This is a genomic window from Streptomyces sp. NPDC017095, assembly GCF_044332325.1.
In the GTDB taxonomy this organism is placed as follows: domain Bacteria; phylum Actinomycetota; class Actinomycetes; order Streptomycetales; family Streptomycetaceae; genus Streptomyces.
This window is the reverse complement of the sequence record NZ_JBIROU010000025.1, coordinates 23528-49234: the sequence shown is the minus strand read 5'-3', so window position 1 is coordinate 49234 and position 25707 is coordinate 23528. Positions and strand designations below refer to the sequence as shown.

The 25707-nt window shown below is 71.9% G+C and carries 27 protein-coding genes; 13 read left to right on the top strand and 14 right to left on the bottom strand.

The features are described from left to right. The first annotated feature begins 144 nt into the window (after positions 1-144). Entirely contained in the window at positions 145-318 is a 174-nt protein-coding gene (locus ACH4OA_RS32800) for a hypothetical protein (protein WP_365877052.1), read from the top strand. A 91-nt stretch (positions 319-409) separates the two neighbouring features. Here ACH4OA_RS32800 and ACH4OA_RS32795 read toward each other — a convergent pair whose 3' ends face one another. Beyond that, the gene (locus ACH4OA_RS32795) at positions 410-814 is read right to left on the bottom strand and encodes a hypothetical protein (protein WP_397940815.1); all 405 of its coding nucleotides are present in this window, start codon (positions 812-814) and stop codon (positions 410-412) included. Between the two features lie 80 nt (positions 815-894). Then, the gene (locus ACH4OA_RS32790) at positions 895-1584 is read right to left on the bottom strand and encodes an ATP-binding protein (protein WP_397973014.1); all 690 of its coding nucleotides are present in this window, start codon (positions 1582-1584) and stop codon (positions 895-897) included. A gap of 216 nt (positions 1585-1800) precedes the next feature. Between ACH4OA_RS32790 and ACH4OA_RS32785 the strand changes: the two genes are divergently transcribed. Then, positions 1801-2661 carry a helix-turn-helix transcriptional regulator gene (locus ACH4OA_RS32785; RefSeq protein ID WP_365877048.1) on the top strand — a complete coding sequence of 287 codons (861 nt, stop codon included), beginning with the start codon at positions 1801-1803 and terminating at the stop codon, positions 2659-2661. After that, a complete protein-coding gene (locus ACH4OA_RS32780; RefSeq protein ID WP_365877046.1) occupies positions 2662-2916 on the top strand; it encodes a DUF397 domain-containing protein in 255 nt (84 codons plus the stop codon). A gap of 195 nt (positions 2917-3111) precedes the next feature. Here the strand turns inward: ACH4OA_RS32780 and ACH4OA_RS32775 are convergent, their stop codons facing one another. After that, positions 3112-4599 (bottom strand): glutamate synthase subunit beta, encoded by a 1488-nt coding sequence (locus ACH4OA_RS32775; protein ID WP_397973011.1) that lies wholly within the window; start codon positions 4597-4599, stop codon positions 3112-3114. Positions 4600-5325: 726 nt separating this feature from the next. Beyond that, positions 5326-6021, bottom strand: coding sequence for an NAD(P)-dependent oxidoreductase (locus tag ACH4OA_RS32770; protein ID WP_397973008.1), 696 nt, complete (start codon positions 6019-6021; stop codon positions 5326-5328). A 146-nt stretch (positions 6022-6167) separates the two neighbouring features. Between ACH4OA_RS32770 and ACH4OA_RS32765 the strand changes: the two genes are divergently transcribed. Together ACH4OA_RS32765 and ACH4OA_RS32760 are read left to right on the top strand one after the other, a co-directional pair. Beyond that, a complete protein-coding gene (locus ACH4OA_RS32765; RefSeq protein ID WP_397973005.1) occupies positions 6168-6512 on the top strand; it encodes a winged helix-turn-helix transcriptional regulator in 345 nt (114 codons plus the stop codon). A 43-nt stretch (positions 6513-6555) separates the two neighbouring features. Continuing rightward, positions 6556-7188, top strand: a complete 633-nt coding sequence (locus ACH4OA_RS32760) for a uridine kinase (RefSeq protein WP_397940759.1) — start codon at positions 6556-6558, stop codon at positions 7186-7188. A 135-nt stretch (positions 7189-7323) separates the two neighbouring features. Here ACH4OA_RS32760 and ACH4OA_RS32755 read toward each other — a convergent pair whose 3' ends face one another. Continuing rightward, the gene (locus ACH4OA_RS32755; protein WP_397973003.1) at positions 7324-8451 is read right to left on the bottom strand and encodes a magnesium and cobalt transport protein CorA; all 1128 of its coding nucleotides are present in this window, start codon (positions 8449-8451) and stop codon (positions 7324-7326) included. A gap of 194 nt (positions 8452-8645) precedes the next feature. On the opposite strand from ACH4OA_RS32755, the gene ACH4OA_RS32750 reads away from it, so the two are divergent. Then, positions 8646-9440, top strand: a complete 795-nt coding sequence (locus ACH4OA_RS32750) for a methyltransferase domain-containing protein (protein WP_397973001.1) — start codon at positions 8646-8648, stop codon at positions 9438-9440. 49 nt (positions 9441-9489) lie between these two features. On the opposite strand, the gene ACH4OA_RS32745 is transcribed toward ACH4OA_RS32750, so the two are convergent. Continuing rightward, a complete protein-coding gene (locus ACH4OA_RS32745; RefSeq protein WP_397973039.1) occupies positions 9490-10419 on the bottom strand; it encodes a carbohydrate kinase family protein in 930 nt (309 codons plus the stop codon). Next, a complete protein-coding gene (locus ACH4OA_RS32740) occupies positions 10404-11312 on the bottom strand; it encodes a pseudouridine-5'-phosphate glycosidase (RefSeq protein ID WP_397972998.1) in 909 nt (302 codons plus the stop codon). Before ACH4OA_RS32740 ends, ACH4OA_RS32745 begins: the two co-directional genes overlap by 16 nt. A gap of 99 nt (positions 11313-11411) precedes the next feature. Here ACH4OA_RS32740 and ACH4OA_RS32735 point away from each other — a divergent pair, with 99 nt between their 5' ends. After that, positions 11412-11840 carry a VOC family protein gene (locus ACH4OA_RS32735; protein WP_397940765.1) on the top strand — a complete coding sequence of 143 codons (429 nt, stop codon included), beginning with the start codon at positions 11412-11414 and terminating at the stop codon, positions 11838-11840. 108 nt (positions 11841-11948) lie between these two features. On the opposite strand, the gene ACH4OA_RS32730 is transcribed toward ACH4OA_RS32735, so the two are convergent. Next, positions 11949-12503 (bottom strand): methylated-DNA--[protein]-cysteine S-methyltransferase, encoded by a 555-nt coding sequence (locus ACH4OA_RS32730; RefSeq protein WP_365872723.1) that lies wholly within the window; start codon positions 12501-12503, stop codon positions 11949-11951. 42 nt (positions 12504-12545) lie between these two features. After that, positions 12546-13418, bottom strand: a complete 873-nt coding sequence (locus ACH4OA_RS32725; RefSeq protein ID WP_397940767.1) for a glycerophosphodiester phosphodiesterase — start codon at positions 13416-13418, stop codon at positions 12546-12548. Between the two features lie 278 nt (positions 13419-13696). On the opposite strand from ACH4OA_RS32725, the gene ACH4OA_RS32720 reads away from it, so the two are divergent. From ACH4OA_RS32720 to ACH4OA_RS32700, 5 genes are all read left to right on the top strand, one after another. Next, positions 13697-14575: an MHYT domain-containing protein gene (locus ACH4OA_RS32720; RefSeq protein WP_397940769.1), complete on the top strand. Its 879-nt coding sequence runs from the start codon at positions 13697-13699 to the stop codon at positions 14573-14575. 40 nt (positions 14576-14615) lie between these two features. Continuing rightward, on the top strand, positions 14616-16754 hold the full coding sequence (uvrB, locus tag ACH4OA_RS32715) for an excinuclease ABC subunit UvrB (RefSeq protein WP_397972996.1): 2139 nt from the start codon (positions 14616-14618) through the stop codon (positions 16752-16754). Positions 16755-16925: 171 nt separating this feature from the next. Beyond that, a complete protein-coding gene (locus ACH4OA_RS32710) occupies positions 16926-17501 on the top strand; it encodes a TerD family protein (protein ID WP_365872715.1) in 576 nt (191 codons plus the stop codon). Between the two features lie 277 nt (positions 17502-17778). After that, the gene (locus ACH4OA_RS32705; RefSeq protein ID WP_365872713.1) at positions 17779-18780 is read left to right on the top strand and encodes a TerC family protein; all 1002 of its coding nucleotides are present in this window, start codon (positions 17779-17781) and stop codon (positions 18778-18780) included. Between the two features lie 59 nt (positions 18781-18839). Then, on the top strand, positions 18840-19940 hold the full coding sequence (locus ACH4OA_RS32700; RefSeq protein WP_365872711.1) for an ionic transporter y4hA: 1101 nt from the start codon (positions 18840-18842) through the stop codon (positions 19938-19940). Positions 19941-19967: 27 nt separating this feature from the next. Here the strand turns inward: ACH4OA_RS32700 and ACH4OA_RS32695 are convergent, their stop codons facing one another. Beyond that, on the bottom strand, positions 19968-21239 hold the full coding sequence (locus ACH4OA_RS32695) for an MFS transporter (protein ID WP_397972994.1): 1272 nt from the start codon (positions 21237-21239) through the stop codon (positions 19968-19970). 209 nt (positions 21240-21448) lie between these two features. Here ACH4OA_RS32695 and aroQ point away from each other — a divergent pair, with 209 nt between their 5' ends. Further along, entirely contained in the window at positions 21449-21922 is a 474-nt protein-coding gene (gene aroQ, locus ACH4OA_RS32690) for a type II 3-dehydroquinate dehydratase (protein WP_365872707.1), read from the top strand. A 14-nt stretch (positions 21923-21936) separates the two neighbouring features. Here aroQ and ACH4OA_RS32685 read toward each other — a convergent pair whose 3' ends face one another. The 4 genes from ACH4OA_RS32685 to ACH4OA_RS32670 all read right to left on the bottom strand — a co-directional run bounded on the left by ACH4OA_RS32685 (position 21937) and on the right by ACH4OA_RS32670 (position 25652). Continuing rightward, positions 21937-22719 carry an amino acid ABC transporter ATP-binding protein gene (locus ACH4OA_RS32685; protein ID WP_397972992.1) on the bottom strand — a complete coding sequence of 261 codons (783 nt, stop codon included), beginning with the start codon at positions 22717-22719 and terminating at the stop codon, positions 21937-21939. 10 nt (positions 22720-22729) lie between these two features. Further along, complete coding sequence (locus tag ACH4OA_RS32680; RefSeq protein WP_397973036.1) at positions 22730-23635, bottom strand: amino acid ABC transporter permease; 906 nt, start codon at positions 23633-23635, stop codon at positions 22730-22732. Positions 23636-23637: 2 nt separating this feature from the next. Then, a complete protein-coding gene (locus ACH4OA_RS32675) occupies positions 23638-24522 on the bottom strand; it encodes an ABC transporter substrate-binding protein (RefSeq protein WP_365872701.1) in 885 nt (294 codons plus the stop codon). A 473-nt stretch (positions 24523-24995) separates the two neighbouring features. Beyond that, positions 24996-25652 (bottom strand): MBL fold metallo-hydrolase, encoded by a 657-nt coding sequence (locus ACH4OA_RS32670; protein ID WP_397940778.1) that lies wholly within the window; start codon positions 25650-25652, stop codon positions 24996-24998. Between the last annotated feature and the right edge of the window lie 55 nt (positions 25653-25707).

Genomic DNA, 25707 nt, shown 5'->3' with positions numbered 1-25707 from the left:
GGTGCTGTTCGTGTCACCAAGTGAACGGACTCTCACGGTCCGCGCCGAACCGGCGCCGGCATGGTCTCAGTACGGTCACCGAGCGGGCCGTTCCCGCTCTCCAGGGCGTTAACTCCTACGAGTTAAGACTTCTGGAGGTGCGAGATGGTGAACGGGCGAACAGTGCTCGAACGCTTTTCCGCCGGTGGTCCGCGAGGCTCCTGGCCCGCGGAGGAGTTCGCGCACGCGCGGCGTCAGGAAGGACTGCCCGCCGAGGTCGTCATGGACCTCGCGACGGACACGTTCCTGGTGATCGTCCGCGGCCGGACGGCCGAGTGAGCCGCGCCCGGGCCGCCGCCGGCGCGCTGTCGCCGGCCGCACCCGACAAGGCCCCCGCCTCCGTGTCACACCGGGTCGTGCCGCGCCGCCGCTACGCCGGTACGGCCCGCGACCAGTCCGGAGCCGTGCCCGTCACCCGGCACAGGGCCAGGTAGAGCGGGATGGGCGGGGTGTAGGGGACCGGGTCCGCCGGGCGGTGGATGAGCCGGGCGGTGCCGGAGACCGGCGCGCCCACCGCGTAGCGGGCCGGGGCCGGCCAGGGCAGGGCGTAGTCGGAGTCCGACGGGACGATCCACCACCAGTGCGAGCCGTCGGCGTACACGCATCCCACCCGCGGCAGCCAGGGGAGGACGAGCGGACCGAGGCGGTCCGGCACGGCCACCGCGTCGCAGCCGAGCGGAGTGGTCATGCCGTCCGGCAGGGACAGCCGGGGGCCCGGGTCCGGGGCCGGCCGCCTGCGTTGGAGACGGACGAGCGTGTTCAGCCCGAGGGTGATCTCCTGACCTGCGCCGCCGCCCCCGGAGCGCCGCGCACCGCCGCTCCCCGGAACGCTGCCCCCTGACGTGCCGGGGCCCGTCACCGGCGGTCTCCGGGATGACCCTGCTCGGGCTGTCGTCTGCTCGCCTCGGTCGGCTGGTCCTCGCCGGAGTCGTCCGGGCGGCCCGGCTTGGAGCGGGCGCCCCAGCCCAGGTCACCGCGCGGCTTGGCCGTGTCGTGGACGGTGTCGGCCCGGCGGGGCAACTCGGTCCGGTGAGGCAGTTCGGCCCAGACCATCAGTCCAGGGCCGTGCTCCTGGGCGCCCCAGGCCCGGCACAGCGCGTCGACGAGAAGCAACCCCCTCCCGTGCTCCTCGTCGGGTCGCTGCGGGGACGGGTGGGGCTCGCCAGGAGCACAGCCCTCGTCGCGTACGGCTATGCGCACCATGTCGTCGTGATCGTGCAGCTCGCACACCACCCGGCTGCTCGCCGTGTGCACGATCGCGTTGGTGACCAGCTCGGATATGACCAGGGCCGCGCTGTCACAGGTGTCCGCGCAGACCGACCAGCCGGAGAGCCGGGCCTGCGTCAGCCGTCTCGCCCGGGCCACGGAACCCGGATGCGCGGCCAGCTCGAACCGGAATCTGCGCCCGGCCGTGCCTGCGTGGAGAGGCGCACCCTCCAGCGGGTGAGCGGCGGCTCGCGCGGGGAAACCCCCACCGGCGCCGGGACCGCGACGGTCTGCGGCGGCGTCTGTTCCTAAAGGCGCGGACGGAATCACGCATGCCACTATCGTCCTGCCACGGACACTTGGCAAGAGTCACTCTGAAAATTGCAGAGTGCTGTATGACTCGGTGAGGGGCCGTGGCAGACTGCTCGCAACAGCACCTCGCGCGGCGCCAATTGAAGTCGTCGGAGATCCGGCCCGATCCCCCGAACGCACTTTCGAATGGCGCCGCAGGGCTGTCAGGAACGTTCCGTGGAGGCTTTCGGTGGAGGTGGCAGCGTGAGCGAGCCGCGGTCCGCGCCGACGGTGGGCCAGGTGGTCCTCGGCCGGCGCCTGCAGGACCTGCGGGAACGCGCCGGGCTCAAGCGCGAGGAGGCGGCCCGCGTCCTCCGCGTCGCCCCCGCCACCGTCCGCCGCATGGAGACGGCGGAGGTCTCCCTCAAGATCCCGTACGTGCAGCTCCTGCTGAAGGCCTACGGCGTCCCCGACGACGAGGCCGAGGTCTTCGTCCAGCTCGCCGAGGAGGCGAACCGGCCCGGCTGGTGGCAGCGGTTCCACGACATCCTGCCGGGCTGGTTCTCGATGTACGTCAGCCTGGAGGGCGCGGCCGGCCTCATCCGTTCCTACGACCCGCACTTCGTCCCCGGCCTGCTGCAGACCGAGGACTACGCGCGCGCGGTGCTGAAGTCCGGTGCCATCGGGCAGACGAGCCCGGACGACATCGAGCGCCATGTCGCCCTGCGCATGCAGCGTCAGCAACTGCTCACCCGTCCCGACCCGCCCCGCTTCTGGGCGGTGATGGACGAGACCGCGCTGCGCCGCCCGGCGGGTGGTCCGGAGGTGATGCGCGCGCAGATCGACAAGTTGCTTGAGGCCACGAAGCTGCCCCATGTGACGCTCCAGGTCGCCCCGTTCGCCAACGGCCCGCACCCGGGGACGTACGGGCCCTTCGTGCTGTTCCGATTTGCCATGTCAGAACTGCCGGACATGGTCTACAGCGAGTACCTGACCGGCGCCGTCTATCTGGACGCGCGCACCGAGGTGGCGACACACCTGGAGGTCATGGACCGCATGGCGGCGCAAGCCGCTACGGCACAACGCACGAAGGAGATCCTCCGGGATCTCCGCAAGGAGCTGTGAATGGATCGCATCATGCCGCGCGGACGCGTCTACAACGGGATGCCCGCGCGGGAGTTGGGCAGCGAGGGCTGGCACAAGCCCTGGAGCGGCGGCAACGGCGGAAACTGCCTGGAAGCGATGAAGCTGGCCGACGGCCGGATCGCCGTACGCCAGTCGACCGATCCGGACGGGCCGGCGCTGATCTACACCATGGCCGAGATGACCGCGTTCATAGAGGGCGCCAAGGCGGGGGTGGCCGACTTCCTGGTGTCCTGAAACCCACCGGCGGCCCGGCCCGACGGCCGGTCGGCGGTTTTTTGCGTTCTGCCCCGCTTTCCCTGGTCTCCCCTCCCGGGAACTCCTCGGCCACCGCCCACCACGAGCCCGGGAGCCCCAGGCGAAGCCGACACCGCCGCCACGAAGCTCCTTCGCCCCCTCTCCGGTCGTCCTCGCTCCTCGCGCCGCTCCCTCTCAGACCGCCATCGGCCGGTCCGCGGGCCCGATCGGGGCCGGGAGCCGGGAACTGCCCGTCAGATAGCGGTCGACGGCCGCCGCGACCGCCCGGCCCTCCGCTATCGCCCACACGATCAGCGACTGCCCGCGCGCCGCGTCGCCCGCGGCGAACACCCCGGGAACGTTGGTCGCGAAACCGTCGTCCCGGGCGATCGTGCCCCGCGGCGTCAGCGCCAGCCCCAACTGCCCGATCAGTCCGTCCTCCTGGTCGGGCCCGGAGAAGCCGAGGGCGAGCAGCACCAGGCCGGCCGGGAGGTCCCGCCCGGTGCCCGGCACCGGCAGCCGCCGCTCGTCGACCTCCACCAGGTGCAGCGACCGCACATTGCCCCTCCCGTCTCCCGTGAAGCGGAGCGTGGACGCCGCGAACAGCCGCGCGTCCGCGTCCGCCGCCGGTGCCGTCCGCAGGTCCCGCGCCTCCTCGTGCGCGGCCGACAGCCGGTAGACCCTCGGATACGTCGGCCAGGGCTCGGTGTCCTCGTCGCGCTCGGCATCCGGCTGTGCGTAGATGTCCAGCTGGGTGACGGACGCGGCCCCCTCGCGCACCGCCGTGCCCAGACAGTCCGCCCCGGTGTCCCCGCCGCCGACGATCACCACATGCCGGCCCGCGGCCGACAGCGGCGAGACCTCCAGATCACCCTCACACACCCGATTGGCCAGCGGCAGATACTCCATCGCCTGGTGTATCCCGTTCAACGTCCGTCCCGGCACCGGAAGTTCCCGCCACGCCGTGGCGCCCGTCGCGATCACCACCGCGTCGTACCGGGTCCGCAGCTCGGCCGCCGGTACGTCCAGGCCGACCGCCGTCGAGGTGCGGAACCTCGTCCCCTCCGCCCGCATCTGCTCGATCCGCCGCTCCAGATGCCGCTTCTCCATCTTGAACGCGGGGATGCCGTACCGCATCAGCCCACCGGCCCGGTCGTCCTTCTCGTACACCGCGACCGTGTGCCCGGCCCGGGTCAGCTGCTGCGCCGCGGCCAGCCCGGTAGGCCCGGAGCCGATGACCGCGACCGTCTTCCCGGACAACCGCTCGGGCGGCCGGGCCTGGGTGAAGCCCTCCTCCCACGCCCGGTCGGCGATCGCGCACTCGACGTTCTTGATGGTGACGGCCGGCTGGTTGATCGCCAGCACACACCCCGCCTCGCACGGCGCCGGACACAAGCGGCCGGTGAACTCCGGGAAGTTGTTGGTCGCGTGCAGCCGGTCGCTCGCCGCCCTCCAGTCCTCCCGGGCCACCAGATCGTTCCACTCGGGGATGAGATTGCCCAGCGGACAGGCCTGGTGGCAGAACGGGACACCGCAGTCCATGCAGCGGTCGGCCTGCTTGCTGACGATGGGCAGTAGCGCTCCCGGGACGTACACCTCGTCCCAGTCCCTCGCCCGCTCCTCGACCGGCCGCCGCGGCCACTCCTGGCGCGGCGTGGTCATGAACCCCTTGGGATCGGCCATGGCGTCTTCCTCGCGTACGGGCACCGCCGGCGCCGCGTGTACGAAGGGCCGTGCGTCATCCTTGCGGCACCCTTCCGGCCACGATACGTCCCGGCCGCCGACCGCGCAGGCGGGAAACAGGCGCTTTCTGCCGGGGGCCACCGGCAGCCGGCCAGCCACACCCGGTCCGGTGTTCCTCCGGTCCGGCTCCGTCTCGATCCACGTCCTCGCCTCCACCTCCCGCCACGCCCACACCACACTCTCCCGTCCGGCACGATCCGGCGCCGTCCCCGCACCGCGGCGCACCACCTCGGCGGCTGGTCGTACGGCCCGTCCGCGTGCGGCGCACCCGCCACGACCACCGCAGTCCCGGCCGGCGCCCGGCCACACCGGGCCCGGCCGACACCCAGCCGCATCGCGCCCGGCCCGTACCGACGCGTGGCCCGCGCTCGACCGGTCCCGCCCGGCCGGACAACCGGTGCAAAGCCGGAGGATCACGGCCGTGAACGCCACCGCGAACCGCTCGTCCTCCGCCGCCCGCGCCGATCCGGCACCAGCGGCGACAGCGGACCGCGCCGACGGCGACAGCGGACCATGCCGGCAGCCGGCACACCGCCCACGCGTGTCGGCGACCGGACGAGGACGAGCCGCCCGGGCAGCGGGAAGCGGGGAGCGGGAGGCCGCGGGAACCTCCCTGCGCGGTACTGCTCCCGGCCGCCGTCCACGCCTCTTACCCCGCTTACCCACTCACTCCACGGTCTCCTCCCGGTAGTTGAACACCGCCACTCGGGTACGGTGCCGCACCGGCCGCTCGATCTCGTCCACCACCGCCACCGCCAGATCCGCGTACGACAGCCACGGCGCACGTCCGTCATCCGCAAGCCGTTCCCCGCCGACGCGATACCGCCCTGTCCGGGCACCACCGGGGTCGAGGAACCCGGGAGGCGTCAGCATCACCCAGTCGACGGGCCCGTCCCCGCGTTCCCGCAGCCGGTGCAGCCCGGCCGTGTGCGCCAGCGCGAACGGCCGGATCCCGGGCGGGAAGGCGAGCGGGTCGTCCATCACCGGCCGCCCGTCCGCCCCGAGCAGGTTGGCGGCCAGCCCCACCGCGACGAGCCGGTCCACACCGGCCGACGCGAGCCCGTCGAGCAGCGCGTCGGCCGCCTTCACGAAGAACTCGGGGTCCAGCGTGTCGAAGCCCTGCTCCGGCCCGCTGAACGGCGAGACGGCATGCACCGCCCCCGCGTGCCCGCCGACGACTCCCGCGACCAAGCCGGGGTCGGTGACATCACCCGCTACGACCGTGACGTCCTCAGCGTCGAGATCCGGATACCGCGCCGGATCCCGCACCACGGCCGTCACCGCGAAGCCCCGCGCCCGTGCCTCGGCCGTCACCGCCCGTCCGGCCCGGCCCCCGGCCCCGAAGACCACGATCCCGCTCATCCACAACCTCCCGTCTCCGCACGCCTGTTGGCGTCCGACCGGGACGTTAGGGGCCGCACCCCCGGTTACCGCAACGGAACCGGCGTTACCCTCGACGGATGACCGACGCGACGGACCGAGGCCGTTCCGCACCTATCGATCCCGACATGTTCCACCCCCTGTGTCCGTCCTCGGCCATGCCCTTCCGGGTCGGCGACAAATGGTCCGGCATGGTCATCCGCTGCCTCGAGCACGGGCCGCGCCGCTTCGGTGAACTACGGGTCCCGCTCAAGGCCGTCACACCCAAGGTCCTCAGCGCGACCCTGCGCGCGATGGAACGCGACGGCCTGGTGACCCGCACCGCCTACGACGAGAACCCGCCCCGCGTCGAGTACGCGCTCACCCCGCTCGGCCGTTCCCTGATCCCCCTCCTCGACGCGGCCCGCGTCTGGAGCGAGATCCATCTCCCCGCCCTGCTCGCGGCCCGGCGCGCGGCCGACGCCCGCGCCTGACCGTTCTCGCCGCCGCACCGGACCACCCGGCATCATGGGCCGTGTGCGACTGGAAGCGATCACCTGGGACCGGCTGGCCGAGCGACTCGCCGACCGGCTGTCCGACGCGGCGCCGGCCGACGCGGGGGCCTGGCCGCGTGTCGGCTTCGACGGTGCGCCGGCCGCTCGGCCCGGAGACCTCGCCACGCGGGTCGGGGAGGCGCTGCGGGTGCGCGGCCGGCCCTCGCTGGTCGTCGGCACCGAGGGTTTCCTGCGCCCGGCCTCGCTGCGCCTGGAACACGGGCGGCGGGACGCTGAGTCGTACTACAGCGGCTGGTTCGACACGGGCGCCCTGTGGCGGGAGGTCTTCGGCCCGCTCGATCCCGGCGGCAGTGGGCGGATCCTGCCCGACCTGTGGGATCCGGTCACCGACCGGGCCACCCGCAGCCCCTACGTCCCACTCCCGCCCGGCGGCATCCTGCTGCTCCACGGCCCCCTCCTGCTGCGTCACTGGTTCCCGTTCGATCTGACCGTGCACCTCCTCCTCTCCCCGGGCGCCCTGCGCCGCCGCACGCCCGAGGCCGACCACTGGACGCTGCCCGCCTTCGAACGCTACGAGGCCGAGACCGACCCGGCCGGGACGGCGGACGTCCTGGTCCGCGCCGACGACCCGCGCCACCCCGCCTGGACCGGCTGACCCGCGCCACCCCGCCTGGACCGGCTGACCCGCGCCATCCCGTCTGGGCCGGCTACCCGCGTCCACCGGCCGGGACCGGCCCGGCGGACCCCGCCGCCCGGCTCCGCCGTCCGCCGCACCGGCGCCCCGCGCAGCTCAGAGCCAGCCGTTGCGCCGGAAGCCCCGGTACAGCGTCAGACACGCCACCGCCATCACGACCATGACCAGCGGATACGAGAACCGCCAGTGCAGTTCCGGCATATGGCGGAAGTTCATGCCGTACACCCCGCACACCATCGTCGGCACGGCGATCACCGCGGCCCAGGCCGTGATCTTCCGCATGTCCTCGTTCTGCGCGACGGTCACCTGCGCCAGATGCGCCTGCAGGATGGAGTTGAGCAGCTCGTCGAACGCGGCGATCTGGTCCTTGGCCCGGATCAGGTGGTCGAGCACGTCCCGGAAGTAGGCCTGTATCTCCGGGCCGACGACCCGTATGGGCCGGGTGGCCAGGTCCTCCAGCGGGCGGCCCAGCGGCACCACCGCCCGCTTCAGCTCCAGCAGTTCGCGCTTCATCTGGTAGATGCGGCCCGGGTCGAGCCGCGCGCCGTACTCCGAGAACACCTCCGTCTCGACCTGGTCGATGTCGCCCTGCACCTCGTCCGTGACGCTCAGATAGTCGTCGACGACATGGTCGGCGATGGCGTGCAGGACCGCCGCCGGCCCCTTGGCGAGTTGCACCGGGTCCGTCTCCAGCTCCTCGCGCAGCGGGCCGAGCGAGCCGTGCCGGCCGTGCCGTACCGTGATCACGAAGTCCCGGCCGGCGAAGACCATGATCTCGCCGGTGTCCACCACCTCGCTGGTCGCCGTCAGCCGTTCGTGTTCCACGTAGCAGACGGTCTTGAAGACCGCGAAGAGCGTGTCCCCGTAATGCTCCAGCTTCGGCCGCTGATGGGCCTCGACCGCGTCCTCCACCGCCAGCGGATGCAGGGCGAACAACTCGGCGACACCCGCGAACTCACGCTCCGTCGGCTCGTGCAGCCCGAGCCAGACGAAGCCCTCGCCCGTCTTGCGCACCAGCCGCACGGCATCCACCAGGTCGGCGCACCCGGACACGCGCACGCCGTCCTGGTACGTCACGCAGTTGACCACCGACGAGCCCAGGGGCGATCTGGCGGGATGGCTCAGGTCCACCCGCGGCCGGCGCCGGGCCAGCCGCGCCACCTTGCGCAGGCCGCCGACCCTGCCCAGCGCCGTGACCTTCCGCAGATTCCCTGCCATGGACATCCGGATCTCCCCGTGTGGATCCCCTCGCGCAACGCTCCCGCGCCTTGCTCCGCAAGTCTGCCAGTCCCGGGCAAAACGCGTGCGGACCTGTGGGAACGGGAAGTTCCGTTTGGTTCCCGCCTGTGGACAACCGGGTGCCCGAACTGCGGGAACAGGGCGGCCGGGGCGACCGGGACGCTGGGAGGATCGGCGGCATGACGTCATCCGACGGATACCTGCTCGACAACCGGCAGGACGAGGCCGGCCGGCGCTTCGACGCCTTCGCCACCCTCTTCGACCCCACGACCTTCCGGCACCTCGAAGCGCTCGGCGTCGGACCCGGCTCGCGCTGCTGGGAAGTCGGGGCCGGCGGCGCCTCCGTCCTGTCCTGGCTCGCCGCGAAGGTGGGGCCGGCCGGGCAGGTCGTCGCCACCGACATCGACACCTCGCGGCTCGTCTCCGCGGCCCGCCCGCCGGTGCGGGTCCTCGTCCACGACGTCGGCGCCGGGGAAGCACCGGGGGAGGGCTTCGACCTGGTCCACGCCCGGCTGGTCCTCGTCCACGTGCCCGACCGGGAGCGGGCCTTGCGGTCGATGGTCGAGTCGCTGCGGCCCGGCGGACGACTGCTGATCGAGGATGCCGACCCCGCCCTCCAGCCCCTGATCTGCCCCGACGAGCACGGCCCGCGGGAACGGCTCGCCAACCGGCTGCGCCACGGCTTCCGCCGGCTGCTCGCCGACCGCGGCGCCGACCTGTCCTACGGCCGCACCCTCCTGCGGCTGCTCCGGGAGGCAGGGCTGCACGGCGTGCAGGCCGACGCGTACTTCCCCGTGGCCTCGCCCGCCTGCACCGCCCTGGAGGTCGCGACGGTCCGTCAGATCCGCGACCGGCTCGTCGCCGCCGGCCTGGCCACCGACGCGGAGATCGACCAGCACCTGGCCGACGTGGAGTCCGGCACCATGGACCTGGCCACCGCCCCGTTGATCTCGGCCTGGGGGCGCAAGGCGTAACCGCCGTCCGAGACCGCCGGACCCCGTTCCCGCACGGCAAGGAAGTCACCTAACGCGTGTCGCCCCGGCGCGGTGGCCGGCCGCCGATCCGTCCCACCGCCTCGGCGCCCGCCCGGCAGCCCCGTGCCGCCGCCTCTTCCGGCTGAGCGCCCGCCAGCAGGGCGGCGAGAAAGGCCCCGGTGAAGGCGTCGCCCGCGCCCGTCGTGTCCCGGGGCGCCGCCGGCAGGGCCGGGACCCGGACCGCCGCGGTGCCGGAACGGGCCACCAGCGCCCCGTCCGCACCAATCTTGGCCACCACCAGCGGTACGAGCCGGCTCAGCTTGACCGCCGCGTCCGCGGGATCCGGCAGCCCGGTCAGCAGACACGCCTCGTCCCGGCTGGGCAGCAAGACGTCCAGCCCGCGTGCGAACGCCAGGAAACGGTCCACCCCCAGCTCCGATAGGAAGCCGGCCGAGGCCGGGTCCATGCTGACCGGCACACCCCGCGCGCGGGCCGCCGCGAGCGCCGTCTCGGCCAGTGCCCGGCTCGACTCCGTGAACAGCAGATAACCCGACAGATGCAGCCGGCCCACCCCGTCGAGCAGCGCGTCCGACCAGTCGGCGGGATCCAGCCGCAGGGACGCCCCGCTGTCCGTCAGGAACGTCCGCTCGGCCGCCGCACGCGTGTCGACGAGGCAGAGCACCGTCCCGGTCGCCGCCTCCGGATCCACCACGAGCCGGGGCCGCACACCGGCCGCGACCAGTTCCCGCTCGTGCCATGCCACGGCGTCCGTGCCGACCCGCCCCAGCAGCCGTACGTCCGGGCAGCCCGCGCGGGCCGCCCAGCAGGCCACGTTGGCGCCCGCGCCGCCCGGCACCGTCCGGATCGCGGCGGCCGTGTCGGTGCCGGCCGCGAGCGGTCCCCGGTGCCGGGCGACCACGTCGGTGACCACGTCCCCGACGACCAGCAGTGCTCGGCCCGCGTTCACTCCCCGGTCCAGGCCGTGGCGATCCGCGCCGCCAGCCGTACGTTGCCGCGCACCGCCGCCAGGTTGGCGTCCAGCGAGGCCCCGTCGGTGTGCCGGACCAGATAGTCCAGCAGGAACGGCGTCACCGCCTGCCCGCTGACACCCTGCCGTGCGCAGGCGTCCAGCGCGTCGGCGAGCACGCGCGCGTGCAGCCCGGGATCGAGCTGCTCCGCCTCCGGGACGGGACGGGCGACGATCAGCGCCGCGTCCGGCCCGGCCAGCGCGTCCTGGGCGCGCATGACGGCGGCGACCTGCTCCGGGGTGTCCAGCGTCCAGTCGACCGGATGGCCCGAGTCGGCCAGATAGAAGCCCGGGAACCGGTCCGTGCCGTACCCGGCGACGGCCACACCCAGCGTCTCCAGCCGCTGCAGCGTCGCCGGCACGTCCAGGATCGACTTCACGCCCGCGCACACCACCGTGATCCGGGTCCGCGCGAGCAGCCCCAGGTCGGCCGATTCGTCCTGGGACACCGTCCACTGCCGGTGCACACCGCCCAGCCCGCCGGTGGCGATCACCCGGATGCCCGCCAGCGCGGCGAGCCGTGCCGTCGCCGACACGGTCGTCGCCCCGCTGGCGCCCGCCGCCACGGCGAGCGGCAGGTCGCGGTGGCCGAGTTTCCGGACGCCGTCCTCGTTCGCGATCCGTGCCAGTTGTTCCTTGTCCAGACCGACCCGGGGCCGCCCGTCGAGCACGGCGACGGTCGCGGGTACGGCACCCTCCCGCCGTACCGCTTCCTCCAGCTCCAGCGCCACCTTCAGGTTGCGCGGACGGGGCAGACCGTGCGCGATGATCGTGGACTCCAGCGCCACCACCGGCCGCCCCGCGTCGATGGCCTCCCGGACTTCTTCCGACACCACCAGCACCACGTGCCCGCCTCCTGTCCGTCGGTCCCTTCTCATCTCTGGCGGGCGCCGGTCACGGCTAAACGCTTGTGGCGCGCGGGGGAGGCCACCAGCCTGGGACGTATGACGGACAACAGCACGCGCCTCGACCACGTCGTCCTGTGGGTGGCCGACCCGGTCGCCGCGGCGGCCTTCTACCAGACGGCCGTCGGTCTGGAACCGGTCGGCGTCGCCGAGTACACGGAGGGAAAGGCGCCCTTCCCCTCCGTACGCGTCAACGAGGAGACCGTCCTCGACCTCGCCCCCCGCTCCTTCGCCGCGCGGATGAGGATGCTGCCCGGGTCGGCCGACAGCGCCGGACACCCGGTCAACCACGTCTGCCTGGCCCTGCCGGCCGACGCCTTCGACGCCCTGCGCACCCGCCTGGAGGGACACGGGGTCCTCGTGTCGGGTATCGACCCCGGCCTGTCGGGCGCCCGCGGCAACGCCACCCGCAGCTTCTACTTCCGCGACCCCGACGGCAACGTCTTCGAAGTCCGGCACTACGACTGAGATCCGCCCCCACGACCAGGCCCTGGTCCGGAACAGGCCCGGCTCGCGGCCCGGCCAGGGAACGAAGGGCCCTGGCCGCGTGCGGCCGGCCCTCGCACCCGCGGCCGGTCAGAACAGCGGCTCGGGCAGCACACCCTCCAGCGCCAGCAGCTTCCGCTTGGTCTCCAGCCCGCCGCCGAAACCCCCGATGCCGCCGTGGCTCTCCACCACCCGGTGGCACGGCACCACCAGCGGCAGCGGATTGGCGCCCATCGCCGCGCCCACCGCCTGCGCCCCGCCGGGCTGGCCGACCCGGCCCGCCAGATCGCCGTACCCCACCACGGTGCCGTACGGCACACCGGCCGCCAGCTCCCGCAGCACCTGCCGGTTGAACCCGGAGATCAGCGACCAGTCCAGCGGCAGGTCGAAGGTGCTCCGCTCACCCGCGAAGTACGCCCGCAACTGGCGTATCGCCTCCGCCAGCAGCGGGGAGTCCGGATCCTCCACGGGCTCGCCGCCCAGCCGGGCGGCCAGCCGCTCCAGCGCCCGGTCGCGCACCGCGTCCGAGGCGTGGAAGACCACGTTGACCAGGCCCTCCGCGGTCGCCGCCAGCATCAGCGGGCCGATGGCCGTACCGACCACCGCCCACACGACCCGCCGCTCATCCTGCCCGAGGCTGTCCATGCGCCCACGGTACGACCCGCCACTGACAACGCCCGCCCGGATTCAGTCCGATTCCAGCGCCGTCCGCACCACGTCGGGCTTGTTGGTGATGATCCCGTCGACCCCGTAGGCGGCGACCCGGCGGGCTGCGGACGCGTCGTCCACCGTCCAGACGAACACCCCGAGCGGCCGGCCGTGCGGCCCGTGGAGGGCGTGCACCGCCGAGACGTACTCCCGGGTGAGCGACCCCTGTGAGGGGTTGACGAGATCCGCGAACCCCGCGAACCGGGGCAGCTGCGCCGCATCGGGTGCGCCGAGGTAGGCGGTGGTGACCGCCGGCTTCAGTTCGTGGACGGTCCGCACGCTGTCGGCGCTGAAGCTCTGCACGACCAGCCGCTCCCGGTGCCGGCCGTCCAGCCAGCCCTCGTTCCCGAGGAGTTTCAGCGTCTGCTGCTCGATGCCCGGGTACAGCTCCGGGCTCTTGATCTCCAGGAGCAGTTTCTCGTGATCGTGTTCGATCCGGCGCATGTACTGCTCCAGCGTCGGCACGCGCGCGCCCGCGTAGGCGGGGGAGAACCAGCTGCCCGCGTCCAGCCGGGCGATCTCCGCGGCCGTGAAGTCCCGCACTTTCCACGGAGCCCGGCCGGGATAGACGTCCTCGACGTCCGTGGTGCGCTCCAGGCTGTCGTCGTGCAGGACGACCAGCTCACCGTCCTTGGTGCGCTGGACGTCGTTCTCCACCCAGGAGAAGCCCAGCTCGGCGGCCTTGTCGATGGCGGCCAGCGTGTTCTCGGGCGCGTAGGCGGAGGCGCCCCGGTGGGCGATCACGGTGGGTGTCCCGCCGTCGCCCGCCCGGGCGGCGGAGCCGGGGCTCAGCAGGACCGTCGCCGTTCCCACGGCCGCGACGGCCAGGGCGGCGACCACGCGTGCGCGCATGCGTACTCCTCGCGTCGAGTGCGTACCGACAGCACCAGACTGACAGCTCCGCGTCAACGGCACCCGGGCGCACGACGACCACAGAGCGAGGCAGATGTGTCAGCTCCGCTCACCGGGGGCGCACATCTGCGGCCAGGACGTGTTTCTTTGCCGGAAAGTCGTTCGACCATTCCGGTGGGGGTCATACTCTCTGCGACAACCCTGACCGCCCGCGCGGTCCTGGGACGGGGGAACATTCAGGTATTCCGGGACGCAACAAAGCGGAAGGGCAGCCGCGGATGCAAGGCACGGTCGACGGATTCAGCTACGGGGCCGTCACCCCGTTGGTGGCCTATCTGATGGCCTGCCTCGGCGGCGCCCTCGGCCTGCGCTGCACCACCCGGTCCCTGCTGGTCACGCACTCCCGGCGCCCGGCCTGGCTGGCCCTCGGCGCGGCGGCGATCGGCTCCGGGATATGGACCATGCACTTCGTCGCCATGATGGGCTTCACCATCAAGGAGGCGCCGCTCCACTACGACGCGCCGCTCACCTACGCCAGCCTCGGGCTCGCCATCGTCATGGTCGGCGTGGGGGTCTTCATCGTCGGCTACCGGGGCGCCACCGGCACCCCGCTGTTCACCGGCGGCACGATCACCGGACTCGGCGTCGCCTCGATGCACTACCTGGGCATGGCCGGCGTCCGTTTCCACGGGCAGTTCACTTACAACACCTTCACCGTCGCGGCTTCCGTCGTCATAGCGGTCGTGGCCGCCACCGCCGCCCTGTGGGCCGCCGGGCAGGTACGGGGGTTCCTGTGGAGCGTGGGCGCGAGCCTGGTCATGGGGCTCGCGGTCAGCGGCATGCACTACACCGGGATGGCGGCCCTCCGCGTCCACCTCGACGGCGCCGGACACTCCGCCGCGGGCACGCCCGACGCGTCCGCGCTCGCGCCGATGCTGATCGGTCCGCTCGCCTTCCTGCTGCTCGCGGGCGTCGTGGTGATCTTCGACCCGTTGATGGTCGTGGGCGGTCCCGACTGGACGCCCGTCGAGCACAAACCGGGCGTCCCGGCCGCCGCGGTGCCCTCCCACACGGACCGCCATCCCGACCTCCACCAGGGCCGCCCGCCGGTCCGCCGGCCCGAGCACCACCGCTTCCGGACCCCGCAGAACCGCTGACCGGGGCCGGTTGTCAGTGGGGGGTCGTACGGTGGATGGCATGCGGCCCGTTTCCCACATCGAACGCACGGTGGCGCCCTTCGAGGTCGTCAGCCCCTACCAGCCCAGCGGCGACCAGCCGGCGGCTATCGCCGACCTGGCCAAGCGCATCGAGGCCGGTGAGAAGGATGTCGTCCTCCTGGGCGCGACCGGCACCGGCAAGTCCGCCACCACGGCGTGGATGATCGAGAAGCTCCAGCGTCCCACGCTGGTGATGGCGCCCAACAAGACGCTGGCCGCCCAGCTGGCCAACGAGTTCCGCGAACTGTTGCCGAACAACGCGGTCGAGTACTTCGTCTCGTACTACGACTACTACCAGCCCGAGGCGTACGTCCCCCAGTCGGACACCTACATCGAGAAGGACTCCTCGATCAACGAGGAGGTCGAGCGCCTGCGCCACTCGGCCACCAACTCGCTGCTCACCCGCCGTGACGTCATCGTGGTCGCCTCGGTCTCCTGCATCTACGGCCTCGGTACGCCGCAGGAGTACGTGGACCGCATGGTGCCGCTCCGGGTCGGCGACGAGGTCGACCGGGACGAGCTGCTGCGCCGCTTCGTCGACATCCAGTACACGCGCAACGACATGGCCTTCACCCGCGGCACCTTCCGGGTCCGCGGCGACACCATCGAGATCTTCCCGGTCTACGAGGAGCTGGCCGTCCGCATCGAGATGTTCGGGGACGAGATCGAGGCGCTGTCCACGCTGCACCCGCTCACCGGCGAGATCATCAGCGACGACCGCCAGCTCTACGTCTTCCCCGCCTCCCACTACGTCGCCGGCCCCGAGCGCATGGAGCGGGCCGTCAACGACATCGAGAAGGAGCTGGGGGACCGCCTGGCCGAGATGGAGAAGCAGGGCAAGCTGCTGGAGGCCCAGCGACTGCGCATGCGCACCACGTACGACATCGAGATGCTCCGCCAGATCGGCACCTGCTCCGGTGTGGAGAACTACTCGATGCACTTCGACGGCCGCGCCCCGGGCTCCCCGCCGAACACGCTGCTGGACTACTTCCCGGACGACTTCCTGCTCGTCATCGACGAGTCGCACGTCACCGTCCCGCAGATCGGCGCGATGTACGAGGGCGACGCCTCCCGTAAGCGGACCCTCGTGGACCACGGCTTCCGGCTGCCCTCCGCCCTGGACAACCGGCCGCTGAAGTGGGAGGAGTTCCAGGAGCGCACCGGGCAGACCGTCTACCTGTCGGCCACTCCGGGTGCCTACGAGCTGTCGCGCTCGGACGGCGTCGTCGAGCAGATCATCCGGCCGACCGGCCTGGTCGACCCGGAGGTCGTGGTCAAGCCCACCGAGGGCCAGATCGACGACCTGGTGCACGAGATCCGCAAGCGGACCGACAAGGACGAGCGGGTCCTCGTCACCACACTGACCAAGAAGATGGCCGAGGACCTCACCGACTACTTCCTGGAGCTCGGCATCCAGGTGCGCTATCTGCACAGCGACGTCGACACCCTGCGCCGCATCGAACTGCTGCGCGAGCTGCGTTCCGGTGAGTACGACGTGCTGGTCGGCATCAACCTGCTGCGTGAGGGTCTCGACCTGCCCGAGGTGTCGCTGGTGGCGATCCTGGACGCCGACAAGGAGGGCTTCCTGCGCTCCGGCACCTCGCTGATCCAGACCATCGGCCGCGCGGCGCGGAACGTCTCCGGCCAGGTTCACATGTACGCCGACAAGATCACCCCGGCGATGGAGAAGGCCATCGAGGAGACCAACCGCCGCCGGGAGAAGCAGGTCGCCTACAACAAGGCCCGCGGCATCGATCCGCAGCCGCTGCGCAAGAAGATCAACGACATCGTCGCGCAGATCGCCCGGGAAGAGGTCGACACCGAACAGCTCCTCGGCTCCGGTTACCGCAACACGAAGGACGGCAAGAACGCGAAGGCGCCCGTTCCCGCGCTCGGCGGCAAGGCGGCCAAGGGCGCCAAGGCGGGCAAGGCCGTCAAGGGCAAGACGGTGCCCACGGACCGTCCGGCGGCCGAGCTGGCCGAGCAGATCGAGGAGATGACCGAGCGCATGCGGGCCGCCGCGGCGGAGCTGCAGTTCGAGGTCGCGGCCCGGCTGCGTGACGAGGTCGCCGAGATGAAGAAGGAACTGCGTCAGATGCGGGAGGGCGGCCTCGCCTGAGCCCGCGCGTCACCGTCGGCCTCGGCCATAAGCGTCAAGTGTTGCAACACCGACACAAAGCGCGGGCCGAGGCCGGCGCCGCCGGTGGCCGTGCGTAGGGTTCTGGACGACCGCGGCGTGCGCAGCGACGGCTCGGCGCGGCACCAGGGACTGTCGAGAGGGGAAACAGCCGTGTCCGTCAACTTGTCCAAGGGTCAGGCCATCAGCCTGGAGAAGAACGACGGGGCGACCCTGACCGCGGTCCGCATGGGACTCGGCTGGCAGGCGGCGAAGCGGCGTGGCCTGTTCGGCTCCCGCACCCGCGAGATCGACCTGGACGCGTCGGCGGTCCTCTTCGCCGGCCAGGAGCCTCAGGACGTCGTCTTCTTCCGCCACCTGGTGAGCGAGGACGGTTCCGTGCGGCACACCGGTGACAATCTCGTTGGCGGCGTCGGCCGGGGCGACGACGAGGCGATCCTGGTGGACCTGCAGCGCGTCCCGGCCCACATCGACCAGATCGTCTTCACGGTGAACTCCTTCACCGGCCAGACCTTCGAAGAGGTGCAGAACGCCTTCTGCCGGCTCGTGGACGAGACCAACGGCCAGGAACTCGCCCGCTACACCTTGGCCGGCGGCGGCGAGTACACCGCCCAGATCATGGCCAAGGTGCACCGCGCGGGTCCGGGGTGGACGATGACCGCCCTCGGCGCCCCGGCCGACGGCCGCACGTTCCAGGACCTGATGCCGGCGATCCTGCCGCACCTCTAGCCCCGGACCGCCCGCCCTCCTGCGGGGCCCACGGCTTACGTCAAGTACTAGTAAAAGTAGTCTGTCCTGCGGACTTGGATTTCACTTTACTCAGCTCTTTACCTTTCCTTGGTGATTGGGGTACTGTTTTCCCTACGGAGGGGAGTACTCCCCAAGTGCGGCGCACCCGTCAGTACGGACCGGTTCCGGTCCCGGGGCGCCGGCCCGACACGGGCGGAAGAGACCTCCGGCAGCGACAACGCTGATGTGTTCACCGTCACGCAATGCCGGAGGTGCAGTGGAAGTCTCCATGACCCTGTGGGTCCTCACCATCGTGGGTCTCGCCGCCCTGATCGCGGTCGACTTCTTCATCGGTCGCAAGCCGCACGAAGTGTCGATCAAGGAAGCGGGTATCTGGACGGTCGTCTGGGTCACCCTGGCCGGTCTGTTCGGTCTCGGCCTGTTGCTCTTCGGCGGTGGTCAGCCGGCCGGCGAGTTCTTCGCGGGCTTCATCACCGAGAAGTCGCTGAGCGTCGACAACCTCTTCGTCTTCGTCCTGATCATGGCGAAGTTCGCGGTGCCCGTTCAGTACCAGCAGCGCGTCCTGCTCGTCGGCGTTCTCATAGCCCTGGTCCTGCGGGCCGCCTTCATCGCCGCCGGGGCCGCGATCCTCGCCAGTTTCTCCTGGGTGTTCTTCCTCTTCGGCGCCTTCCTGATCTGGACCGCCTGGAAGCTGGTCCAGGAGGCCCGCGCGGACCAGGACGACGAGGAGTTCGAGGAGAACAAGCTCCTGAAGGCCGCGGAGCGCAAGTTCGGCGTGGCCGACCGGTACCACGGCACCAAGCTGTGGATCCAGCAGAACGGCAAGCGCGTCATGACGCCGATGCTGGTCGTGATGCTCGCCATCGGCACCACGGACGTGCTGTTCGCCCTGGACTCCATACCCGCGATCTTCGGCCTGACCCAGGACCCGTACATCGTCTTCACCGCCAACGCCTTCGCCCTGATGGGGCTGCGCCAGCTCTACTTCCTCATCGGCGGACTGCTCAAGAAGCTGGTCCACCTCTCCTACGGGCTGTCGGTCATCCTCGGCTTCATCGGCGTCAAGCTGGTGCTGCACGCCCTGCACGAGTCGGGCGTCCACGTGCCCGAGATCGGTATCCCGGTCTCGCTCGGCGTGATCTGCGCGGTCCTCGCCGTCACCACCGTGACCAGCCTGCTCGCCACCCGGAAGCAGGAGGCCGCCGAGACGGCGCGCGCCGGCGGCGAGGGCGCCCGCAAGGACAGCGTCGACGTCTGACGGCCCCAGCACGAAAAGAACGGAATGCGAACCCTGCACGCCTCTGCGAACATCGCCGCATGATCCCTCGGCTCCGATCGCTCACCCATCAATGGACGATCCTCGTGCCGGTCCTCGCGGTCGTCCTGCTGCTCTTCACCTGGGGCCGGGACCTTCCCGGCGCCGTCGTCGGCGTGGTGACCCTGGTCCTCGCGGGATCCGTCCTGGCGGCGGTGCACCACGCCGAGGTGATCGCCCACCGGGTCGGCGAACCCTTCGGTTCCCTGGTCCTCGCGATCGCCGTCACGATCATCGAGGTGGCCCTGATCGTCACCCTCATGGCCGACGGCGGCAGCAAGAGTTCCACCCTCGCCCGGGACACCGTCTTCGCCGCCGTGATGATCACCTGCAACGGTATCGTCGGGATCTGCCTGCTCGTCGCCTCCCTGCGGCACCGCACGGCCGTCTTCAACCCGGAAGGCACCGGCGCGGCGCTGGCGACCGTGGCGACGCTGGCCACGCTCAGTCTCGTCCTGCCGACCTTCACCACCAGCAGGCCCGGACCCCAGTTCTCAGCCGTCCAGCTGACCTTCGCCGCGCTGTCCTCACTGATCCTCTACGGGCTGTTCGTGACCACCCAGACCGTGCGGCACCGTGACTACTTCCTGCCCATCACCCGGCAGGGTGCGGTCATCACCGCCGACGACCACGCCACGCCCCCGCCCGTGCGCACCGCCTGGCTCAGCCTCGGTCTGCTCGGACTGGCCCTGATCGGCGTGGTCGGGCTGGCCAAGAGCGTGTCGCCCACCATCGAGTCGGGTGTGGCGGCGGCGGGCCTGCCGCACGAGGTGGTCGGTGTGATCATCGCGCTGCTCGTCCTGCTGCCCGAGACGATCGCCGCGCTGCGCTCCGCCCGCCGGGACCGGGTGCAGACCAGCCTCAACCTCGCCCTCGGCTCCGCCATGGCCAGCATCGGCCTGACCATCCCGGCCGTGGCCCTCGCCTCCGTCTGGCTGTCCGGACCCCTCGTGCTCGGTCTCGGCTCGACCCATATGCTGCTGCTCGCGCTGACCGTGGTGGTCAGCTCCCTGACCGTGGTCCCCGGCCGGGCCACACCGCTCCAGGGCGGCGTCCACCTGGTGCTGTTCGCGGCGTACCTGGAACTGGCGGTCAACCCGTAGCCGGTGAGCGGCGCGCGGCGTGTCCGCTCAGCCCGTGACCGGTTCCGCCGCCGGCGCGGGCACCGGACGCGTCTCCGGCAGCAGCGCGAAGCACACCAGGCTGATCAGCGCGATGCCCGTCAGATACACGCCCACGCCCCACGGGATCCGTCCGCCGCGCTCCGCGAGCGTCGTGGCCACGATCGGGGTGAGGGCGCCGCCGAGGACCCCGCCCAGGTTGTAGCCCACGGCGGCGCCCGTGCAGCGCACCCGGGGCTCGTACAGTTCCGGCAGATAGGCGGCGATCACCGCGAACATGGTGACGAAGGCGAGCAGGGCACCCAGGATGCCAAGGAACATCAGCAGCGGCTCGCCGGTCGCCAGCAGCGCGACCAACGGGAGCATCCACAGGACGGAGGCCGCGCACCCCGTCAGACACATCGGCCGGCGCCCGTACCGGTCACCGACCAGCGCGACGACGGGAATGAGCGCGCCCTCCACGAGCACCGCGCCCATGACGCACATCAGCATGACCGTGCGGCTCACACCGAGCCGTTCCGTGGCGTACGCCAGCGACCAGGTCGTCACCGCGTAGAACACCGCGTAGCCCACGGCCAGCGCTCCGGCCGTCAGCAGCACCAGCCGCCCGTGGTGCCGTACGACCTCGACGATGGGCACGCGCGCGTGGTCGTCGATCTCCAGGAAGCTGGGGCTCTCCGTGAGGGACGAGCGCAGCCACAGCCCCGCCAGGGCGAGCGCGCCGGCCGCCCAGAACGGCACCCGCCAGCCCCAGCGCGCGAACTCCGCGTCGGACAGCGCCGCCGACAGCGCGAGCACCACCGCGTTGGCCAGGACGAAGCCCACCGCCGGCCCCACCTGGGGGAAGCTGGTCCACAGAGCGCGCCGCCGGGCGGGCGCGTGCTCGGCGGTCAGCAGTACCGCTCCGCCCCACTCCCCGCCGAGCCCGAGCCCTTGCAGGAAGCGCAGGACGAGCAGCAGCACGGGCGCGGCCACGCCGATGGTCCCGTAGGAGGGCACACAGCCCACCGCGACCGTGGAGGCGCCGGTGAGCAGCAGCGAGGCGACGAGCACCGGCCGCCGCCCGCGCCGGTCCCCGAGATGCCCGAACAGCACCGAGCCCAGCGGCCGGGCCACGAATCCCACCCCGAACGTGCCGAACGCCGCCAGCGTGCCCGCGACCGGCGAGAACGTGGGGAAGAACAGCGGCCCCAGGACCAGGGCCGCCGCCGTGCCGTAGACGAAGAAGTCGTAGAACTCGATCGCCGTCCCGGCGAGCGAGGCGGCGGCGAGCCGTGGCATGGACGGGGAGTGTGCAGCCTGTGCGTCGCGCATGCCGGGTCAACTACCCACAGTGATCAGGAGTTACGGGGGCGTACGGTGGTGATCACGGGACGGGGGTGCGCGCCCTGGCGACCGGCGCACACGGCCGCCGGCCGTCCCGGCCGGCGTGATAGACCGGGTCCGACCGGCGGACGCAGCCGCACCGCCCCGAACGGACCGGAGGAACCGTGCCCCGCACCCTGGCCAACGCCCCGATCATGATCCTCAACGGGCCCAACCTGAACCTGCTCGGCCAACGCCAGCCGGAGATCTACGGCCGGGAGACGCTGGCCGACGTGGAGGCGCTCTGCGCCGAGGCGGCGGCGGCGCACGGCGGCACGGTGGACCTCCGCCAGTCCAACCACGAGGGCGAACTGGTCGACTGGATCCACGAGGCGCGGCTCGGCCACTGCGGGATCGTCATCAACCCCGGCGCCTACTCGCACACGTCGGTCGCCCTCCTGGACGCGCTCAACACCTGCGACGGCATGCCCGTGCTGGAGGTCCACATCTCCAACATCCACCGGCGCGAGTCGTTCCGGCACCACTCGTACGTCTCCCTGCGCGCCGACGGCGTGATCGCCGGATGCGGAGTGCAGGGCTACGTGTTCGGCGTGGAACGGGTCGCGGCGCTGCTCGGAGCGGCGCGGGCGGAGGCGTAATCCCGCGCGCGGGACTACAGCCGGCCCGCCTCCACGATCCGGCGCAGGAAGCGCCGGGTGCGCTCCTGCCGCGGATCGCCGAAGACCTGCTCGGCGGTGCCGCGCTCCAGCACGACCCCGCCGTCCAGGAAACACACCTGGTCGGCGACGTCCCGCGCGAACCCCATCTCGTGCGTGGCGAGCACCATGGTCATGCCCTCGTCCTTCAGGGCGCGGACCACCTCCAGCACCTCGCCCACCAGTTCGGGGTCGAGCGCGGCCGTGATCTCGTCCAGCAGCAACAGCCGGGGCCGCACCGCGAGCGCCCGTACGATCGCCACACGCTGCTGCTGGCCGCCGCTGAGCCGGTCCGGGTAGGCGCCGGCCTTCCCGGCGAGACCGAGGCGCTCCAGCAGCTCCCTGGCCCGTTCCTCGGCCTCCGCGCGGGCGACGCCGTGCACCCGGCGCGGCGCGAGGGTGATGTTGTCGAGCACGGTCATGTGCGGGAACAGGTTGTACGCCTGGAAGACGACGCCGATCCGGCGCCGTACCGCGTCCTGGTCCGCCCGCGGATCGGTGATCTCCTCCCCGTCCAGCCAGATCGCGCCGTCGTCGATGTCCTCCAGCAGATTGGCGCAGCGCAGCAGCGTGGACTTGCCCGAACCGGAGGCGCCGATCAGCGCGGTCACCGTGTGCGGGGCGACCTCCAGATCGATGTCCCGCAGGACCACCGAACCGCCGAAGGTCTTGCGGACGGACTCCATCCGCAAGGCGGGCGCGCCGCCCGCGGACGTGCTCTCGGACGTGCTCACGGACATCCTCCCCGGGTCACAGGGACCCTCCCTGGGCCCGCTGCCGGTCCATCCGGGCCGTCACCCAGTCGGTGAACCGGGTCATCGGGATGGTCAGCGCCACGAACACCAGTCCCGCGACGATGTACGGCGTGTAGTTCAGACTGCGCCCCACGATGATGTCGGCCGCCCGCACCGCGTCCACCGCGCCCCCGATGGAGACCAGACCGGTGTCCTTCTGCAACGACACCAGGTCGTTGAGCAACGGGGGCACCTGGCGGCGCACCGCCTGCGGCAGGACGACGTAGCGCAGGGCCTGCCGGTTGGTGAGGCCCAGCGAGCGCGCCGCCGCGCGCTGCGAGGGGTGGACGGACTCGATGCCCGCCCGGAAGACCTCCGCCACGTACGCCGAGTACGTCAGCGTCAGCGCCGTACCGCCGAGCATGACGGGGTCGACCGTCACGCCCTGCAGCCGCAGCGCCGGCACGCCCAGAACGACGATCATCAGATTGATGATCAGCGGCAGGCCGCGGAAGAAGTCGGTGTACGCCGCCGCCAGCACCCGCAGCGGGAAGAAGACCGGGCCGCGCAGGGTCCGGGCGATGGCGATCAGCATGCCGAGCACCAGGACGGCGGCCCCGCAGACCACCAGCAACCGGAGGTTCAGCCACAGCCCGTCGAGGACCTTCGGGAACGCCTCGCGTGCGTAGTGCGCGCTGAAGAAGGTCTCCTTGGTGCGCGGCCAGCCGGGGGCGCTGACGACGACCAGGTAGAGCACGACGGCCGTGCCGAGGGTCGACAGGGCCGCGACCGCCGTGGCGCGGCGGGCACGCGCGCGCCGGTAGCGCTCGCGTGCAAGGCGCCGCTCGGAGGGCGCGTACCCGTCGCCGGTCATGTGACCCTTGGCGTCCGCCTCCTCCCGGGCCGGCTCGCCCTCGGTCATCGTCACTTGAGCACCGGGGCGTCGACGGCGTCCGAGAGCCACCGCTTCTCGATCGCCGCCAGCGTGCCGTCCTCGCGCAGGGCGTCGACGGCGGCGGTCACGCACGGGGTCAGCGCGCTGCCTTTGTCCAGCACCAGCCCGAACTGCTCGGGCGTGCCGCCCTGGTGCTCGAACTGCCCGACGATCCTCGCGTCCGTGACCTCCGCGGCGGTGATGTAGAACGCCGTCGGCAGATCGGTGACGACGGCGTCCACCTGGCCGTTCCGCAGGGCGGACTTGGCCTGGTCGTTCTTGGCGTAGACGGCCGCCTCCCGGGCCGGTTTCACCACGTCGGTGATGTAGTCGAGGCTCGTGGTGCCCACCTGGGCGCCCAGCTTGAGCTTCCTCAGGTCCGCGATGCTCGTCGCCTTCGCGGCCTTGCCGCCCTTCAGCGCGATGACGGCCTGGCGCACGTCGTAGTAACCGGAGGAGAAGTCCACGGCCTTCTTGCGCTCGGCGCTGATCGACACCTGGTTGATGTCGAAATCGAAGGTCTTCACCCCCGGCGCGAACGCCTTGTTGAACGGCACGCTCTGCCAGACGACCGCGCTCTTGCCGTATCCCAGCCGCTTGGCCACGGCATAGGCGACCGCCGACTCGAAGCCCTCGCCGTTCGCGGGCTTGCCGTCCTTGAACCAGGGTTCGTACGCCGGTTCGTCCGTCGCGATCGTCAGCTTCCCGGACGTCTTCGTGGGCGACGCGCCCTTGGCGCAGGCCTTCGAGGCCGGCCCTGACGGGGCGGCCGACGCCTCCCCTTCGGGCTGCGGCGCGCAGCCGACGGCGGTGGCGAGCAGGGCTACGGTGGCGGCGGCGACCGCGCGGCGCAGAGTACGAGGGGCAGGACGCATGGCGGGAGAGTGGCAGTGAACGCCGCGTCTGTCCAGGTCACGGCCGTAGATGTCCGCATAGTGGGAGCGGGTGTTGCGGCGGTGTGAACACGGCCGGAAGCGGCACGCCACGCGCGCGTGCCCGGTGCCTGGGCCGCCGGCCGAGGGCGGGGATGAAGACCGGCGGCCTCTACCGCCCGGGAACCGTCGTCCCGGGCGGGGCTGCTACCAGTTGACCGCGCGAAGGCGTTCCGCGGGAGTGCGCACGGGGGCCCGCCGCAGGCGAAGGAATCACACGGGGCGCGTGGGGAGGCGGCGCGCGCCGGGCGTGTGTGCGGGCGCATATCGGCTCCGCCGGCCGGTCGTCACGGACTCGCCAGGCCGCGCAGCCTGCCACGACACGCGCGCAGGCGCGTCCGGAGGGCGAGGCGCCGTCCGGGCGCCCGGGGTCCGTTTCCGATGACCGTCCGTCCCCGTCCGGCCTCCGGCCCCGCTCACCACCCGCGCGCGTGCCACTCCGGCAGATGCGGCCGCTCCGCGCCCAGCGTCGTGTCGTTGCCGTGTCCCGGATAGACCCACGTCTCGTCCGGCAGCACCTCGAAGAGCTTCGTCTCCACGTCGTGGATCAGGCTGGCGAACGCCTGCGGGTCCTTGCGCGTGTTGCCGACCCCGCCGGGGAAGAGGCAGTCGCCGGTGAAGACGTGCGGGTGGCCGTGCGGGTCGTCGTAGACCAGCGCGATCGAACCGGGTGTGTGCCCGACCAGATGGCGCGCCGTCAGCTCCACCCGACCCACCCGGATGACGTCGCCGTCGTCGACGAGGACATCGGTGGGCACGGGGATGCCGGCGGCGTCGTCGCGCCCCGCGTACGTACGCGCGCGCGTGGCCGCGACGACCTCGGCGAGGGCCTGCCAGTGATCGCCGTGCTGATGCGTGGTGACCACGGACGCGATGCCGTCGTCACCGATCATGCCGAGAAGCGTCCCCGCCTCGTTGGCCGCGTCGATCAGGAGCTGCTCGTCGGTGGCCCGGCAGCGCAGCAGATAGGCGTTGTTGTCCATCGGGCCGACCGCGATCTTGGTGATCATCAGGTCTTTCAGCTCGTGCACATCCGCCGGTCCGCCGACCTTGACCTCTCCGGAGTACGTCATGTCCGCAGCCTATAGCGGGAGGGCCCCCGGCCCCACAGCCGGAAGACCCCGTCCC